The organism is Curtobacterium sp. VKM Ac-2887 (assembly GCF_015350935.1).
Lineage (GTDB): Bacteria > Actinomycetota > Actinomycetes > Actinomycetales > Microbacteriaceae > Curtobacterium.
In genome coordinates this window covers 126900-144325 of sequence record NZ_JADKSB010000006.1, presented here as the reverse complement: position 1 = coordinate 144325, position 17426 = coordinate 126900, and the positions used below count along the sequence as shown (strand labels likewise).

Annotated in this window: 14 protein-coding genes; all 14 read left to right on the top strand. The window is 69.6% G+C overall.

Annotated elements, in window-relative coordinates; translation table 11 throughout:
* The first annotated feature begins 73 nt into the window (after nt 1-73).
* Nucleotides 74-934, top strand: coding sequence for a F0F1 ATP synthase subunit A (atpB, locus tag ITJ69_RS08960; protein ID WP_333925860.1), 861 nt, complete (start codon nt 74-76; stop codon nt 932-934).
* Nucleotides 935-995: 61 nt separating this feature from the next.
* A complete protein-coding gene (gene atpE / locus ITJ69_RS08955) occupies nt 996-1232 on the top strand; it encodes an ATP synthase F0 subunit C (protein WP_027465781.1) in 237 nt (78 codons plus the stop codon).
* A gap of 9 nt (nt 1233-1241) precedes the next feature.
* Nucleotides 1242-1796 (top strand): F0F1 ATP synthase subunit B, encoded by a 555-nt coding sequence (locus tag ITJ69_RS08950; protein ID WP_123294280.1) that lies wholly within the window; start codon nt 1242-1244, stop codon nt 1794-1796.
* 2 nt (nt 1797-1798) lie between these two features.
* Nucleotides 1799-2593 (top strand): F0F1 ATP synthase subunit delta, encoded by a 795-nt coding sequence (locus ITJ69_RS08945; protein WP_123937769.1) that lies wholly within the window; start codon nt 1799-1801, stop codon nt 2591-2593.
* A gap of 107 nt (nt 2594-2700) precedes the next feature.
* The gene (gene atpA / locus ITJ69_RS08940; protein WP_123294282.1) at nt 2701-4329 is read left to right on the top strand and encodes a F0F1 ATP synthase subunit alpha; all 1629 of its coding nucleotides are present in this window, start codon (nt 2701-2703) and stop codon (nt 4327-4329) included.
* Nucleotides 4330-5232 (top strand): F0F1 ATP synthase subunit gamma, encoded by a 903-nt coding sequence (locus ITJ69_RS08935; RefSeq protein ID WP_123339744.1) that lies wholly within the window; start codon nt 4330-4332, stop codon nt 5230-5232.
* 47 nt (nt 5233-5279) lie between these two features.
* Nucleotides 5280-6734, top strand: coding sequence for a F0F1 ATP synthase subunit beta (atpD, locus tag ITJ69_RS08930; protein WP_065959250.1), 1455 nt, complete (start codon nt 5280-5282; stop codon nt 6732-6734).
* 1 nt (nt 6735) lies between these two features.
* Nucleotides 6736-6999 carry a F0F1 ATP synthase subunit epsilon gene (locus tag ITJ69_RS08925; protein WP_027465776.1) on the top strand — a complete coding sequence of 88 codons (264 nt, stop codon included), beginning with the start codon at nt 6736-6738 and terminating at the stop codon, nt 6997-6999.
* Nucleotides 6996-7766: a YaaA family protein gene (locus ITJ69_RS08920; protein WP_323743076.1), complete on the top strand. Its 771-nt coding sequence runs from the start codon at nt 6996-6998 to the stop codon at nt 7764-7766. Before ITJ69_RS08925 ends, ITJ69_RS08920 begins: the two co-directional genes overlap by 4 nt.
* A 104-nt stretch (nt 7767-7870) precedes the next feature.
* Nucleotides 7871-8449, top strand: a complete 579-nt coding sequence (locus tag ITJ69_RS20420; RefSeq protein ID WP_228505237.1) for a hypothetical protein — start codon at nt 7871-7873, stop codon at nt 8447-8449.
* Between the two features lie 52 nt (nt 8450-8501).
* On the top strand, nt 8502-9239 hold the full coding sequence (locus ITJ69_RS20415) for an FHA domain-containing protein (protein ID WP_323743072.1): 738 nt from the start codon (nt 8502-8504) through the stop codon (nt 9237-9239).
* Between the two features lie 3 nt (nt 9240-9242).
* Nucleotides 9243-10064 carry a PP2C family protein-serine/threonine phosphatase gene (locus ITJ69_RS08910; protein WP_123294286.1) on the top strand — a complete coding sequence of 274 codons (822 nt, stop codon included), beginning with the start codon at nt 9243-9245 and terminating at the stop codon, nt 10062-10064.
* Between the two features lie 140 nt (nt 10065-10204).
* Entirely contained in the window at nt 10205-11617 is a 1413-nt protein-coding gene (locus ITJ69_RS08905) for a serine/threonine-protein kinase (RefSeq protein WP_159571111.1), read from the top strand.
* A complete protein-coding gene (locus ITJ69_RS08900) occupies nt 11614-17415 on the top strand; it encodes an Ig-like domain-containing protein (protein WP_194672569.1) in 5802 nt (1933 codons plus the stop codon). The genes ITJ69_RS08905 and ITJ69_RS08900 overlap by 4 nt, the downstream gene beginning before the upstream one ends.
* The last annotated feature ends 11 nt before the right edge of the window (nt 17416-17426 follow it).

Sequence of the window (17426 nt, the reverse complement as noted above, 5' to 3'; positions counted from 1 at the left end):
TCGGAGTCCGCCACCGGAGCCTTTCGCTCGGAGCGGGCAAGCCTCCACAACGTCCACCATCGCGTGCCATGATGTGCGCGCGCCGACACAGGAGACAGCGCTGCTATCCCACGCTCTTCCCCTGTCCCTCTCTGCTGCGGTTGACACCGTTGCGGCGGGGAGCAGCAAGGCCGCCGAGTTCCATGGTCCGTCGATCAACGAGTTCTTCCCGGATGCGATCTTCTTCGCAGGGACGCCGTTCGAGATCGATCGGGTCGTCCTCATCCGCTTCTTCGCCGTCGCCGTGCTCCTGGTGTTCGCCTTCGTGGGAACCCGCGCGCTGAAGCTCGTCCCGAACCGCGGTCAGGCGTTCATCGAGTACGCGTTCGACGTCGTTCGTCGCAACACCTTCGACAACCTCGGAGAGAAGGACGGCAAGCGATTCCTGCCGCTCCTGGCGACGATCTTCTTCGGCGTGCTGTTCATGAACCTGACCGGTCTGATCCCGGGCATGAACCTCGCCGGCACCAGTCGCATCGCGATGCCGATGATCCTCGCGATCGTCGCCTACGTCGCGTTCATCTACGCCGGCCTCCGCAAGCACCCGGGCACGTTCCTCCGGAACTCGCTCTTCCCGCCCGGGGTGCCGTGGTTCCTCTACATCATCGTGACGCCGATCGAGCTCGTCTCGACGTTCGTGCTCCGTCCGGTCACGCTGACGCTGCGACTCCTGATGAACATGGTCGTCGGGCACTTGCTGCTCGTCCTGTTCTTCTCGGCCACGCAGTTCTTCTTCTTCGACGCTTCGCTCGGCTTCAAGGCCTTCGGCGTCGGGACCCTCGCGTTCGGCATCGCGTTCAGCTTCTTCGAGATCCTCGTCGCGCTGCTGCAGGCCTACGTCTTCATGCTCCTCACCGCCGTCTACATCCAGCTGGCGCTGGCTGACGAGCACTGATTCCTCACTGACCCCCTACGGGACCGGCAACCGTCGGACCCGCACCTCGAAAGGAAAACACGTGGACGCAACGACCGTTCTCGCGGAGATCAACGGCAACATCGCGACGGTTGGCTACGGCCTCGCTGCGATCGGCCCGGCCATCGGTGTCGGCATCGTCGTCGGCAAGACGATCGAGTCCGTCGCCCGCCAGCCCGAGCTCCAGGGCCGCCTGACGACCCTCATGTACATCGGTATCGCCTTCACCGAGGCCCTGGCCTTCATCGGCATCGCCACGTACTTCATCTTCACCAACTAAGGTTCCTCGATGCACAACGCACTCATCATCGCGGCGGAGGAGACGCACAACCCCCTCATTCCGCCGGTGTACGACATCGTGTGGTCCGCGGTGGCCTTCGTCATCATCTTCCTGGTGATGTGGCGTGTCGTCACGCCGCGCATCACGAAGATGCTCGATGAGCGCACTGAGGCCATCGAGGGTGGCATCAAGAAGGCAGAGGCTGCTCAGGAGCAGGCCGCTGCTGCGCTCGACGAGTACAACAAGCAGCTCGCCGACGCCCGCTCCGAGGCGTCCCGCATCCGTGAGCAGGCCCGCGCCGACGCCACGGCGATCGGCAACGAGGTCCGCGAGCAGGCAGCGGCCGATGCAGCACGCATCACTGCCAACGCCCAGGCGCAGATCGAAGCCGAGCGTCAGAGCGCCGTCCAGTCCCTCCGGTCCGAGGTGGGCACCCTTGCCCTCGACCTCGCGTCCGGTGTGATCGGCGAATCGCTCAAGGACGACGCCAAGTCGTCGGCAGTCGTCGACCGCTTCCTCGCCGACCTCGAGGCCTCGCAGGCCACGAAGACGGGGGAGCACTGAGCATGCGCAGCGCTACCAGAGAAGCACTCGCGTCCACCAGGGCGGTGCTCTCGGACCTCGGTTCGAGCGCCGACCTGGCCGTGGGTGCCGAGATCCTCGCCTCCGGGCGCGCGATCGCCGGTGCGCCGCAGCTGCTCGGGCTGCTGTCCGACCCGACGGCCGACCCGGCCGGCAAGAAGGTCCTCATCGACCGCGTCTTCGCCGGTCAGTCGCACGCGACTCGTGCGGTCCTGACCGCGGTGGCCGGCTCGCGCTGGTCCTCGCACCAGGACCTGCTCGCCGGCATCGAGGACGCGGGCATCCGCGCCGTCGCCGCCACCGCGGGTACCGACTCGCCGATCGAGTCCGAGCTGTTCGCCTTCGAGACCGCTGTCCGTTCGGACGCCGGCCTCGAGCTGGCACTCGGCACGAAGCTCGGCAGCCCGGCGCAGAAGGGCGCGCTCGTCGAGCGGCTCCTCGGCCCCAAGGCGTCGCAGCAGACCGTGACGATCGTCTCCGCGCTCGTGCAGCAGCCTCGCGGCCGCCGCATCGGTGAACTCGTCCGCGATGCCTCGCGCATCGTAGCCGAGCAGGACGGCAAGCTCGTCGCGACCGTGGTCACCGCCACGGCACTCACGACCGCCCAGTCGGCACGCGTTGCACGCGGGCTGGCCGAGCGCTACGGCAAGGACATCAGCATCAACCAGGTCGTCGACCCCACGGTCGTCGGCGGGGTCCGGGTGCAGATCGGCGGCGACGTCATCGACGGCACCGTGTCCACGCGGCTCTCGGAGCTCCGGCTCCAGCTCGCCGGCTAGGCGTACGGTCGAAGCCGCTCCTCCCAAGTCCACAACGGGAACTGCCGAGTCCGGCAGCGTCACCCTCTCGGAGCCGAAGGGCCCCGGAAAACCACAAGGAAAATCCCATGGCAGACATCACCATCAGCCCCGATGAGATCCGTGATGCCCTGAAGGACTTCGTCTCGAACTACGAGCCGACGAAGGCCTCCACGGCCGAGGTCGGGCACGTCACCGACGCCGGCGACGGCATCGCGCACGTCGAGGGCCTCCCCGGCGTCATGGCCAACGAGCTCATCCGCTTCGCGGACGGCACGCTCGGCCTCGCGCAGAACCTCGATGAAGACTCGATCGGCGCCATCGTGCTCGGCGAGTTCGCCGGCATCGAAGAAGGCATGGAGGTCACCCGCACGGGTGAGGTCCTCTCCGCCCCCGTCGGCGACGCCTTCCTCGGTCGCGTCGTCGACCCGCTCGGCGCCCCGATCGACGGTCTCGGCGAGATCGCTGCAGAGGGCCGTCGCGCCCTCGAGCTCCAGGCTCCCGGCGTCATGGCCCGCAAGTCGGTCCACCAGCCGCTGCAGACCGGCATCAAGGCCATCGACGCGATGATCCCCGTCGGCCGTGGTCAGCGCCAGCTGATCATCGGCGACCGCCAGACCGGCAAGACGGCCATCGCGATCGACACGATCATCAACCAGAAGGCCAACTGGGAGTCCGGCGACGAGGACAAGCAGGTCCGCTGCATCTACGTCGCCATCGGTCAGAAGGGTTCCACGATCGCCTCCGTCAAGGGTGCGCTCGAGGACGCCGGCGCGATGGAGTACACCACCATCGTCGCCGCCCCCGCGTCCGACCCGGCCGGCTTCAAGTACCTCGCCCCGTACACCGGCTCGGCCATCGGCCAGCACTGGATGTACTCCGGCAAGCACGTCCTCATCATCTTCGACGACCTGTCGAAGCAGGCCGAGGCCTACCGTGCCGTGTCGCTCCTCCTGCGCCGTCCGCCGGGGCGCGAGGCGTACCCGGGTGACGTCTTCTACCTGCACTCCCGTCTGCTGGAGCGTTGTGCGAAGCTGTCCGACGAGCTCGGCGCCGGTTCGATGACGGGTCTCCCGATCATCGAGACCAAGGCGAACGACGTCTCGGCGTACATCCCGACCAACGTCATCTCCATCACCGACGGCCAGATCTTCCTGCAGTCGGACCTCTTCAACGCGAACCAGCGTCCGGCCGTCGACGTGGGCATCTCGGTGTCCCGCGTCGGTGGTGACGCCCAGGTGAAGTCGATCAAGAAGGTCTCCGGCACGCTGAAGCTCGAGCTGGCGCAGTATCGCTCCCTCGAGGCGTTCGCGATGTTCGCGTCCGACCTCGACCAGGCGTCGCGTCGTCAGCTGGACCGCGGTGCCCGCCTGACCGAGCTCCTCAAGCAGCCGCAGTACTCGCCGTACCCGGTCGAGGAGCAGGTCGTCTCGATCTGGGCCGGCACCAACGGCAAGCTCGACACCGTCCCGGTGCCGGACGTGCTGCGCTTCGAGTCCGAACTGCTCGACCACCTGCGTCGCAACTCCGAGGTCCTCACGACCCTGCGCGAGACGAACCAGCTCAGCGACGAGACCGTCGCCGAGATGTCGAAGCAGATCGACGAGTTCTCGAAGAGCTTCCAGACGAGCGACGGCAAGACCCTCGGCTCCGAGCAGTTCGACGCGGCAGACGCCGAGGACGTCGACCAGGAGCAGATCGTCAAGGGTCGTCGCTAGATGGCAGCGCAGGTCCGGGTCTACCGACAGCGAATCAAGTCCGCGAAGACCACGAAGAAGGTCACTCGCGCGATGGAACTGATCTCGGCGTCGCGGATCCAGAAGGCGCAGGCCCGCATGGCTGCGTCCGGCCCGTACTCGCGAGCCGTGACGCGTGCGGTGTCGGCCGTGGCGACGTTCTCGAACGTCGACCACGTGCTGACCACCGAGCCGGAGTCCTCGACCCGTGCGGCCGTGGTGCTCTTCACCTCGGACCGCGGCCTGAACGGCGCGTTCAGCACGAACGTCCTCAAGCAGGGCGAGGAGCTCGCCTCCCTGCTCCGCAGCGAGGGCAAGGACGTCGTCTACTACCTGGTCGGCCGCAAGTCCGTCGGGTACTTCGCGTTCCGTGAGCGCGCGTCCGAGCAGCAGTGGGTCGGCAACACCGACCAGCCCGAGTTCTCGACGGCCAAGGAGATCGGCGACGCCGTCGTGGCGAAGTTCCTCCAGGACACCGCAGAGGGCGGCGTGGACGAGATCCACATCGTGTTCAACCGGTTCCTCAGCATGGCGACGCAGGAGCCGCAGGTCGTTCGCCTGCTGCCCCTCGAGGTCGTCGAAGGGGTCGAGGAGCCCGAGGGCAACGAGCCCCTGCCGCTCTACGAGTTCGAGCCGGACGCCGATGCGGTGCTCGACTCGCTGCTCCCGGTCTACATCGAGAGCCGCATCTTCAACGCCATGCTGCAGTCGGCTGCTTCCGAGCACGCCGCCCGTCAGAAGGCGATGAAGGCGGCCAGCGACAACGCGGACTCGCTGATCCGTGACTTCACCCGACTCGCGAACAACGCGCGTCAGGCGGAGATCACGCAGCAGATCTCCGAGATCGTCGGCGGCGCCGACGCCCTCTCGTCGAAGAAGAAGTAGTCCGCGTCGTTCGCGGACAGATACCCACCCTCAGGAAGGCACCAGCCATGACCGACACCGCAACCACCGCGGTCGAGACGTCGTCGGCGCCCGGTGTCGGCCGGATCGCCCGTGTCACGGGTCCCGTCGTCGACATCGAGTTCCCCCACGACGCAATCCCGGAGATGTACAACCTCCTGTTCACGACCATCACCATCGGTGACTCGTCGCAGGAGATCGGCCTCGAGGTCGCCCAGCACCTGGGCGACGACCTGGTCCGTGCCATCTCCCTGAAGCCGACCGACGGCCTGGTCCGTGGCCAGGAGGTCCGTGACTCGGGCGCTCCGATCTCGGTCCCCGTCGGCGACGTCACCAAGGGCAAGGTCTTCGACGTCCTCGGGAACGTGCTCAACACGGACGAGAAGCTCGAGATCACCGAGCGCTGGCCGATCCACCGCAAGGCCCCGGCCTTCGACCAGCTCGAGTCGAAGACCTCGATGTTCGAGACCGGCATCAAGTCCATCGACCTCCTCACCCCGTACGTGCAGGGTGGCAAGATCGGCCTCTTCGGTGGTGCGGGCGTCGGCAAGACGGTCCTCATCCAGGAGATGATCCAGCGCGTTGCGCAGGACCACGGCGGTGTGTCGGTGTTCGCCGGTGTCGGTGAGCGCACCCGTGAGGGCAACGACCTCATCGGTGAGATGGAAGAGGCGGGGGTCTTCGACAAGACGGCCCTCGTGTTCGGCCAGATGGACGAGCCGCCGGGAACGCGTCTCCGCGTGGCCCTGTCGGCGCTGACGATGGCGGAGTACTTCCGCGATGTCCAGAAGCAGGACGTGCTCCTCTTCATCGACAACATCTTCCGCTTCACGCAGGCCGGCTCCGAGGTCTCGACGCTGCTCGGTCGCATGCCGTCCGCCGTGGGCTACCAGCCCAACCTCGCCGACGAGATGGGTGTGCTCCAGGAGCGCATCACCTCGACGCGTGGTCACTCGATCACCTCGCTGCAGGCGATCTACGTGCCGGCTGACGACTACACCGACCCGGCTCCGGCCACCACGTTCGCGCACCTCGACGCGACCACCGAGCTCTCGCGTGAGATCGCGTCGCAGGGTCTGTACCCCGCGATCGACCCGCTGACCTCGACGTCGCGGATCATGGACCCGCGGTACCTGGGCGCTGACCACTACGAGACGGCCACGCGCGTCAAGCAGATCCTCCAGAAGAACAAGGAACTGCAGGAGATCATCGCCATCCTCGGTGTCGACGAGCTCTCCGAAGAGGACAAGATCACGGTCGAGCGCGCTCGTCGTATCCAGCAGTTCCTCTCGCAGAACACGTACATGGCGAAGAAGTTCACGGGCGTCGAGGGCTCCACGGTGCCGCTCAAGGACACCATCGAGTCCTTCCGCGCCATCGCCGACGGCGAGTTCGACCACGTTGCGACGCAGGCGTTCTTCAACGTCGGTGGCATCAACGACGTGGAAGAGAAGTGGGCACAGATCCAGAAGGAGAACCGCTGACATGGCGGGTCTCAGCGTGAGCGTCGTCTCGGCCGACCGTGAGGTCTGGTCGGGCGACACCACCATGGTCGTCGCACGCACGACGGAGGGCCAGATCGGCATCCTCGCAGGACACGAGCCGATGCTCGCGATCCTCGCGCAGGGTCAGGTCCGCATCACGCGGGCCGATGGATCGACCGTCGCGGTCGACGCCGAAGACGGCTTCCTGTCGGTGGAGCACGACACGGTGACGATCGTCGCGCGGCAGGCCGCGCTGGCGTCCTGACCGGACTGACCGTCCTCCTCCCGCCTTCGGAGACGAAGCGGGAGGGCGGGGACACGAGCCGCACGCTCGATCTGCGTGCACTCTCGTTCCCGGAACTGGCCGAAGAGCGGGCCGCGGTGATCACCGCGGCCCGCTCTGTCAGTTCCGAGGAGTCCTCGGCCAGGACGGCTCTGAAGCTCGGCCCGAAGTCGATCGCCGAACGGTTCCGCAACCTCGAGCTCGACACGTCGGGCACGATGCCGGCGATCGAGCGCTACACAGGGGTGCTCTACGACCCCCTGGGCGCGCAGACCGCCGACGCGTCGACGCGGGCGTGGTGGCACGACCACGTGGTCGTGCAGTCGGCCATGTTCGGACCGATCGGTGCTGGCGACCCGATCCCGGCGTACCGTCTGTCGCACGACTCCCGGCTCGGGACGATCCGGCTGGCGTCGCACTGGCCGGCGACCTCGTCCAGGGTCTTGGCCGATCGGGCAGACGGCCTGGTCCTCGACCTCCGGTCCGAGGGCTACCGGCAGCTCGGTCCCGTCCTGGACGCGGTCGCCCCGCGCATCGTGAGCATCGACGGTTCCGGTCGCCGGCGGGCGTTGAACCACTGGAACAAGACGGCGAAGGGCCGACTGGTCGCGCTGCTCGCGCGCACCGGAGCGGTCGTCGCGACCATGGACGACCTGGTCGACTGGGCCGCCGCGAACGGCGTCGTGGTCGAACGCAGCGAGTCCGGCTGGGACCTGGTCGCCGAGAGCCTGGAACCCGTCACCGTCTGACCATCGCCCCGGTCCGTCCTCCACAGGGCGGGCCGGGGCGTTGCTGTCCACAGGTGGTCGGTTCGTGCCTGACTGGAGGCCCGGATCACGCTTCGATGGCGTGCATGATCCCCTTGACGGCACACACCCCTGACCACACCGCAGTCCGGTTTCCTCGCGAGATCGCGGCGGCGGTCACCCTCCCAGCAGCGGCCGCAGCGCTGGTCACGTCCGGCGTCGGCGCTGGCTCCCGCGTCGGCGCGATCGCGATCGTCACCGCCTGCGGTGCGCTGTCGACCCGCATGGCGCTCATCCCGTTCCTCGCCGCCCGAGACCAGCCGGATCCGCGCGCCATCCGGGGGTTCGACCCGTTCGGCGATCCCACCCCGCCGGCGTTGCACGGCCTCGGACCGGAACCGGACCGTGCTCGGCTGCGCACGGCTGGCGACCGGTGTGCCGAGGCCTGGCGGGTCTGGCGCGCCGAGGGCGGTCAGGCGGACAGCACGGCCGGAGCCGCCGGTGCGCTCGCACTCGGGGCCTGGTGCGCGTGGGCGCTCGGGTCGTCGGCCCGCGCCGAGACGCGGGCGCGCTACGCCCTCGAGACCCGGGCCGACGACCCGCTCGCCGGGCTGGTCCTGCGGTCGGTCCTGGCCGGCAGCGCGCCGACGTGGGCCGGGCCCCGTCGTGACCGGCACCGATCGTGACCGGCGCCGACCGCCGACGGCGCGGTGTGACGGGTCGACCGGATCGTCTACGGTGGAGGACACCACACCCGAAGGGCTCCGGTTGCGCGACGACGACATCGAGGACACCGTCATCCGTCGACCCCGCGGGTCGGACGGCGGCGATCGCTTCGACGACGTGCTCGGCGACACCGTCATCCGCCCGCGCACGGAACCATCCGAGCCGGTCGGCGACCGTGCCGACGACCCTGCCGACGACGGAGCCGACCCGGAGGACACGGTCGTCCGCGCCCGTGTCCGGAGCGCCGCCGGACCGCGCGTGCCCGCCGGAGCCGCCACGGGCCTCCCGTCCGTCCCTGCCGCGCCCGCGGCGCGTGTGCCGTCGATCCGCATCGGCGACCGCACCTTCCGTCTGGACCACCCGGTCGTCATCGGGCGGCGTCCGTCGCTGCCGCGGATCACCAGCGGCCCCGAACCGGAACTCGTGACGGTGCGCTCCGCCAACGGGCAGGTGTCGTCCTCGCACGTCCGCATCCACGCCGAGGGCGAAGCCGTGGTGGTGCAGGACCTGCGGTCCACGAACGGCACCGTCGTCCGACCGGCCGGCGCGCCGGTGTACCGCATGGCATCAGGTGCGTCGATCGTCGCGCTGACGGGTACGGTAGTCGAGGTCGGTGACGGCAACGCCATCGAGGTCCTCTCGCCGTACCTCCGGGTCGCACCGACGGCGGACGGGTTCCCACCGGTTCCCCCGTGGCCCACCGACCAGACAGCACACGGCACGCCCCGAACCCCCAGAGAGCGATCCTGAAACGTGACCGAACTCGGCCGAGCAGCGACTGCGCACGCCATCGACGTCCCCGGTGCCGACGGCGCCACCCTGACGCTCTCGTGGGGAGCCGCGACCGACGTCGGTCGTCGCCGTGACCACAACGAGGACAGCTACATCGTCGGGGCACCGTTCTTCGTCGTCGCCGACGGCATGGGCGGACACCTCGCCGGCGACCGCGCGAGCGACGCCGTCGTGCGTCGACTCGAGCAGGTGACGCAGGAACCCTTCACCACGCGGCAGGGCATCCAGCGGGCGCTGCTGCTCGCCACGGCCGACATCGAGCGCGCAGCCGGCGGCAACGCGATCGGAGCGGGCACGACCGTCACCGGCATCGCGCTGGTCGCGTCACTCGGGCAGCCGGCGGCCCTCGTCTTCAACGTCGGCGACTCCCGGACCTACCGGATCGAGGACGGCGTGCTGCGCCGCGTCACCGTGGACCACTCCGTGGTGCAGGAGATGGTCGACGCCGGGTTGCTGCGGGCCGAGGACGCCGAACAGCACCCGGACAGCAACGTCATCACCCGCGCGGTCGGGTTCGGCGAACCGCCGGCGCCCGACTGGTGGACCCTGCCGCTCCGCGCGGGCGACCGGTACATCGTCTGCTCCGACGGCCTGACGAAGGAGCTCGGCGACGCCGGCATCGCGCGCATCGCGGCGCGAGAAGCCGGTGCGCAGGGACTCGCCGAACGCCTCGTCGGTGACGCGGTCGTCGCGGGGGGCCGCGACAACGTCACCGTCGTGGTGCTCCAGGTCGACGCCGCCCCGGACGACGGCGACCTCGAGGACACCCTGCCGCGGCACTGACCGCCGGCACAGGACCCCCCGAACTGGGGGAGTGCGCCCGTCCACAGGTGGTCGGCGCGCGGATCGACGGTCACCGGCGCTTCGTACAATGACTGTGCCACGACGAGAGAGTTGGCCGCTCGGCCGGGGAGGAGATAGCGATGGCGCGTCGCCTGCCGTCTAACCCGCCCGTGATCGGCGGCTTCAGCCCCGTGCACGTCCTCGGTTCCGGCGGCTTCGCCGACGTCTTCCTGTACGAACAGGACATGCCGCGTCGTCAGGTCGCGGTGAAGGTGCTGCTCGATGAGGTCGTCGACGACCGCGTCCGGCAGATGTTCCAGGCCGAGGCCAACCTGATGGCGCGGCTCAGCACCCACCCGTCGATCCTCACGGTGTTCCAGGCGAGCGTCGCGGCCGACGGACGTCCGTACCTCGTGATGGAGCTGTGCTCCTCGTCGCTCAGCGAGCGGTACCGGCGCGAGCCGATCCCGGTGTCCGAGGTGCTCTCGATCGGTGTCCGGATCGGCTCCGCCCTCGAGACCGCGCACCGCGAAGGCGTGCTCCACCGTGACATCAAGCCGTCGAACATCCTGCTCACGGCGTACGGCAACCCCGTGCTGTCCGACTTCGGCATCGCGGCGACCATCGGCGGGACCGACCCGGACGAGCCCATCGGCATGTCGATCCCGTGGTCGGCACCCGAGGTCCTGATCGACGAATCCCGCGGCACGATCCAGTCCGAGGTGTACTCCCTCGCCGCCACCGTCTACTCCCTGCTCGCCGGCCGCAGCCCGTTCGAGGTCCGGGGCGGCAAGAACGGTGCGAGCGACCTGATGAGCCGGATCGACAAGGGCGGCGTCAAACCCACCGGTCGCACCGACGTCCCACCGTCGCTCGAGCGCCTGCTCGCCACCGCGCTGTCCCGCAAGGTGCCGTCGCGCCCGACGACCGTGCTCGAACTCGTGCGCGGGTTCCAGCAGGTCGAGGCCGAGCTCGGGATCCCGCAGACCGCGGCCGACGTCGCGGTCGAGGCGTGGGCCATCGCGACCCCGACCCCGGAGGGCGACCGGACCATGATCCGTGAGCTCCAGCCGCCGTCGCGGGTCGGCGCCCGCCGCCGCACCCGTCGCGCGGTCCAGGGCGGCGTCGTCGCCGGTGGTTCGCAGAGCGTCGGCACCGTCCACCGCACCGGATCGGTCACCCGTGCGCGTCGACGCACCCGGTCGACGCTCGTCTGGGCGACGTCCCTCGCCGTCGTCGTGGTCGCCGCCCTCGCCATCGCGACCGTGGTCGTCGTCGGGCGGCTCGGCGCCGGGGCGATCCCCGTGGTGGCGGACGTCCGCGCACAGCCCTCGGCGCAGGCGGTGTCGTTCTCGTGGGCGGACCCGGGTCTGCAGAGCGGCGACACCTACGTCATCTCGTCGAACGGCGCATCCAGTCAGCAGACCGGCACCACGTTCGTCGTCTCCGGGCAGCGCGGCGACGAGGAGTGCATCTCGGTCGCGGTCAACCGCGACGGCAAGACCGGTGCAGCGAGCGCGCAGAAGTGCGCGACCGTCGGGAGCGCCGGGTGATCCGCGCGCTCGTCGCGAGGCACCGATCCGCCGCCGTCACCACCGGGGTCTCCGTCCTGGTCGCTGCGGTCGTCGCGACGACCGCGATCGTCTCGACGGGGTACCACACGCAGCGCGTCGACCTCGGGGACGGCACGGTGTGGGTGCCCTCCGCCGAGTACGGAGCGGTCGGTCGGGCCAACACCGGGGTCCTCCAGCTGAACACCGCCGTCGAGACCGCGAGCGACGACCTGTCCGTGCTGCAGCGCGGGTCCATGGTCTACAGCGTCGACCAGACCAAGGGGACCGTGGCCAAGGTCGACGTCGCCGACGCCACCGTCGGCGATGCCGTGACCCTGCCCGCGGGGACACCGCAGGTCTTCTTCGCGGGAGACACCGCGGTGATCGGCAACCAGGACACCGGCGAGCTGTGGGCGACGCCCGCGGCCGACCTCGCCGAGTTCGACGCCTCGACCAAGGCCGACCTGACGCTCGGGGCGGACACCGTCTTCGACGCCTCGGACGGACACGTCGCGGTGTACTCGGCGAAGACCGGCACGGCATCGCTCGTCGACGTCGGGTCGACGTTGTCCGTCGACCAACGGTGGAGGGTCGACATGGACCGCACCGACGACTTCCAGGTCGCGACCTTCGACGGCCACCTGGCCGTGCTCGACCGCACCAGCGGCGCCCTGTCGGTCGACGGTCGCACCGTGGAGCTGGGGGACCGGGTCGGGGCGGCACCCGCGCTCCAACGGTCTTCCGACACCTCGTCGGACGTCACCGTCGCGGGCACCGCTGGACTCGTCCGGGTCAGCGCCTCGGGGTCCGTCGACGCCACCGCGCTCCAGGTGTCCGGACGCGCGGCGCGCCCCTACGTCGACGGGTCCTGCACCTACGCGGCGTGGGCCGGGGGTCAGGCGATCGACACCTGTGACGGCAACGCGCTCCAGCGGCTCGCGAGCACCGGTGGGACCAGCACGATGCAGATCCTGCACAACGGGCAGACCGTCGTCGCCAACGACCCCTTGAGCGGTCGTTCGTGGGCGATCGACCGCAGTGGCCAGCTCATCGACAACTGGGCCGACCTCATCAAGCAGGACGACGAGCAGCAGCAGGAGCAGGTCTCCGACGACGATCCCGAGGTCGACAAGGACCAGAAGCCGCCGGTGGCGGTGGACGACGACCTGGGCGCTCGTCCGGGACGCACCACGAGCCTCCCGGTCCTGCTCAACGACTACGACCCGAACGGTGACCCGATCATCGTGAGCGAGGTCGGGTCCATCTCGGAGTCCACCGGCCGGGTCGCCATCGTCGCCGACGGCCAGCGGCTGCAGGTGACGCTGTCGTCGCGCGCGACCGGCACCGTGACCTTCCCGTACACGATCACCGACGGCAATGGCGGGTCGGACACCGGGACCGTCCGTGTCACGGTGCGGCCGGAATCGCAGAACGAGGCCCCACGGCAGGTGCGTGACACCTCGACGGACGTGGTGCAGAACGGACACGTCGTCAGCAGCGTGCTCGGCGACTGGGTCGACCCGGACGGCGACCCGGTGTACCTGAAGTCCGCGACCGCCTCGGACGGCGACCGGGTGTCGACCACCCCGGACGGCCTGCTCGACTTCCGCGCGGACAGCGGCCGGACGGGCGACCGTGCCGTGCAGCTCGTCGTGAGCGACGGACGCGCCGACGGCCGCGGCTCGGTGACCGTGCGCGTGGCGAAGCAGGGGAGTGTGCCGCTGCGTGCCGACCCGTTCCCGGTGCAGGGCTACGCAGGCAAGGCGCTCACGGTCGAACCGCTCGACCACGTCCGGGGCGGCAACGGCACCGTGACCCTCACGAGCGTGTCGTCGTCGGCCGGGCTGACGGTCACCCCGAGCTACGACGCCGGTACCTTCCGGGTGCAGGGTGCGAGTGCCGGCGACCACCAACTCGAGTACACCGTCACCGACGGTGTGAAGACGTCGAGCGGCATCGTGCGCGTCACGATCCTCGCACCACCGGACGCCTCGACCGCGCCCATCACGACCCCGAAGACGGTCTTCGTCAACACGCTCTCGAGCAAGGACACCGACGTCACCGCGACCGACATCGACCCCGCGGGCGGGGTGCTGCTCGTCACCGCCCTCGACGGACCCGAGCGGGGCAGCGGCGTCCAGGCGAGCATCCTCGACCAGCACACCGTGCGCGTCACGCTGACCGCACCGCTCGACGGGCCGGTGTCGTTCGGCTACACCGAGACGAACGGCCTCGCGTCGTCTACCGGCACGATCACCGTCGTCGAGATCCCCAAGCCCGACCGGATCCAGCCGCCCGTCGCCCAGCCCGACAGTGCGACCGTCCGGGTCGGCGACGTCGCGAACATCGACGTGCTCGACAACGACACCCAGCCCGAGGGTGAACCCCTGACCCTTGAGCCCGAGCTCGTGCAGAACGTGCCCGGCGACGGCGGTCTGCTGTTCGCCTCGGGTGACCACCTGCGCTACCTCGCGCCGAAGACCCCCGGCAACTACACCGCCGTCTACCGGGTCGCGGGTCCGGACGGCCAGTACGCCGACGCCGCCGTCTCGATCTCGGTGCGCGAGCGGGACGCCGCGACGAACAACCCGCCGGTGCCGCAGACCGTCACCGCCCGCGTCGTGGCCGGTTCGTCGGTGCGGATCTCGGTGCCGCTGAACGGGATCGACCCGGACGGTGACTCCGTGCAGCTCGTCGGCGTCGGCTCGAACCCGGACAAGGGCTCCGTCACCGACGTCGCGTCCGACGCCCTGACCTATGAGGCGGGCGACTACTCGGCCGGCACCGACGAGTTCACCTACACCGTGGTCGACGCCCTGGGGGCGCGTGCCACCGGTACCGTCCGCGTGGGCATCGCGCCCCGGGCCGAACAGGCGTCGAACCCCGTCGCCGAGGCCGACCACGTGACGATCCGCCCCGGCGGGTCGGTGACCGTCCGGGTGCTGCAGAACGACTCCGACCCCGAGGGTGGCCAGCTCACCGTGTCGGCGGCCGAGCCCACCGCCGACGACGTGTCGGCGAAGATCCTGCGGAAGCAGCAGATCCGGGTCACACCCCCGAAGACCGCGAAGTCGGGCGACTACGCCGTGCTCTACACCGTCGCGAACGCGAGCGGGGGATCGAGCACCGCGTTCCTCACCGTCACCGTCGACCCGGACGCGCAGCCCCTCCGCCCCGAGGTCGACGACACCACCCTGGACCTGCAGGACATCCTGCGGCGCGAGAGCGTGACCGTGGACGTGCTCGAGAACGTCTTCTTCGCCGAGGGCACCGCTGCCGACCTGCGGGTCGGGATCGTGGACGGCTACGGCGACACCGCGCGGCTCACCGACGACGGACGGATCACGGTCCGGCTCACCGACGAGTCCCAGGTCATCCCGTTCTCGGTCGCACGAGTCGACCACCCCGACATCGTGTCCTACGGCTTCATCAACGTCCCCGGGTTCGACGACGCCCTGCCGCAGATCAACCGCTCGGCCGGTGCCGTCACCGTGAAGAGCGAGGCCACGGTCCGCATCCCGCTCGAGGACTACGTCGTGACCGCGAACGGTCAGACGGCGAAGATCACGGACCGCGGGACGGTGAAGGCGACGCACGCGAACGGCCAGAGCCTGGTCGTGGACTCGTCGACGCTGCAGTTCACCTCGTCGAAGCTCTACTACGGCAACGCGTCCATCTCGTTCGAGGTCACCGACGGTTCCGCGGCCAACGGCGGGGAGGGCCGGGTCGCGACCCTCGTGCTCCCGGTCACCGTGACGCCGCGGTCGAACCAGCCGCCGGCGTTCACCGGATCGGCGGTCGAGATGCAGCCGGGCGAGACCCGCACCGTCGACCTGACCAAGCTCACCGACTACCCGTACCCGAAGGACCTGCCGGAGTTGCGGTACTCCGTGGTGAGCAAGCCGACCAGCGGTGCCACCGCGACGATCTCGGGCCAGCAGCTGACCATCGCCGTGCCGGACACCGCGAAGAAGAACACGACGGCGTCGATCGGCATCGGCGTGCAGGACGACGCCAACGCCGGACGTGCCGGCACCGTGACCGTCGGCGTGGTGGCGTCCACCCGACCGCTCGTGCAACCCGGCGCCGACAGGTCGATCACCAAGCGTGGTGCGACCACGACCATCGACGTGCTGACGAACGACCAGCCGACCAATCCGTTCCCCGGTGAGAGGCTGCGCGTCGTGAACATCCGCGGGCTCTCCGGCGGCCTGCCGAGCGGTGTCTCGGTGACGCCGAGCGCCGATCGCTCCCGCCTGCAGGTCCGGGTCTCCGACACCGCGAAGCCCGTCGACGCCCACCTGCAGTACCAGGTCGCGGACGCCACGAACGACCCGGACCGGTACGTGTGGGGCGACGTGACCGTCTCCGTGCAGGACGTCCCCGACGCCCCGGGCACGCCGACCCGCACCGGCTCGTACGACGGCGGTCAGGCCACGCTGACCTGGTCGACGCCGCAGGGGAACAACTCGCCGATCACCGGGTACCGCGTGACGGGCACGAACGGTGTCTCGAAGAACTGCGGCACCGCGACCGTCTGCACGCTGACCGGGCTCGACCCGAAGGCGTCCTACCGGTTCCAGGTCATCGCCACCAACGCGATCGGCGACTCGAAGCCGTCGGGCAGCTCCGCTCCGATCAGTGCAGACTTCGTGCCGGCGCCGCCGAAGGGCATCACCGTCACGCCGAACGGGTCGACGCCGAACCAGCTCGACGTGAAGTGGAACGCCGTCGCCACTCCGAACCGGGGCAGCTCGGTCGACAACTACGTCGTGACCATCGAGGGTCCGGGGCTGTCCGACACCCGCAACACCGGCACTGCGACGAACACCTCGTTCGCCGGTGCCCAGAGCGCGGCGCAGTACACGGTGACCGTGTCGGCTCGGAACAGCGCTGATCGCAACGGCACGGTGGTGCAGTGGAACTCGGCGTCGGCGACGGGCTCGGCAATCGGTCGACCCGGAACCCCCTCCCTGAGCGCGACGGGGAACCGCCAGGGCTCGACCACTGCTGTCGCGTTGAACGCGACCGAGTCGAACTGGGCCGGTGGAGCACCGGGATGGACGATCGCGAAGTACGCCGCCAACACTCCGATCCCGGCCGGGTGTTCGACCGACGGCGCGGAGAGGACCTGGTCGAGCAGCAGCGCCAGCGACACGATCACGAGCCAGTACCGCTACGTCGCGTACGCCGACAACGGCCTGTTCTGCGCGCCCTCCCAGCCCGCCGGCGTCGAGGGCTACCAGACGCCGGACGCGCCCACCGGCAGCGTCAGCATCGGAACCGACGTCCGGAACCCACAGAACCACGTCGTCGACATCGCTGCGAGCGGGACGACCCGTTACCTGTACTACTCGGTGAACGACGGTCCCCGGGTTCGGTTCAACGGCAGCGCTTCGCTCGGTGCCGGCGCCGGGAACGGGATCGAGTCGAGGGTGGTCTTCACCGCGTGTGCGACCGATGGTGACTACTGCGCATCGAGCAGCGAGTCGAAGCGCACCGCGTACACCACCCGCGCCTCGGTGGTGAGCGCCGTGGTCGGCCAGGCGCCGGTCGTGAACCCACCCGACAACAGCAACAACGCGGCTCTGATCCCCACGTACAAGGTGGAGTACTGCACCGACGGGCTTCTGGGAAGCTACAACTGCACCGAGGACAAGCCCGACGGTGCGGGGAAGTACGCGCTGAGCGACAACGTGCCGGTCGGGTTCGATGCGATCCGTGTCACCGCAACCGTCAACGGCACGCCCGACCCGAGCCCGGACACGTTCATCATCACCCCCGCCGCCGGCAACTGACCATCCAGAAG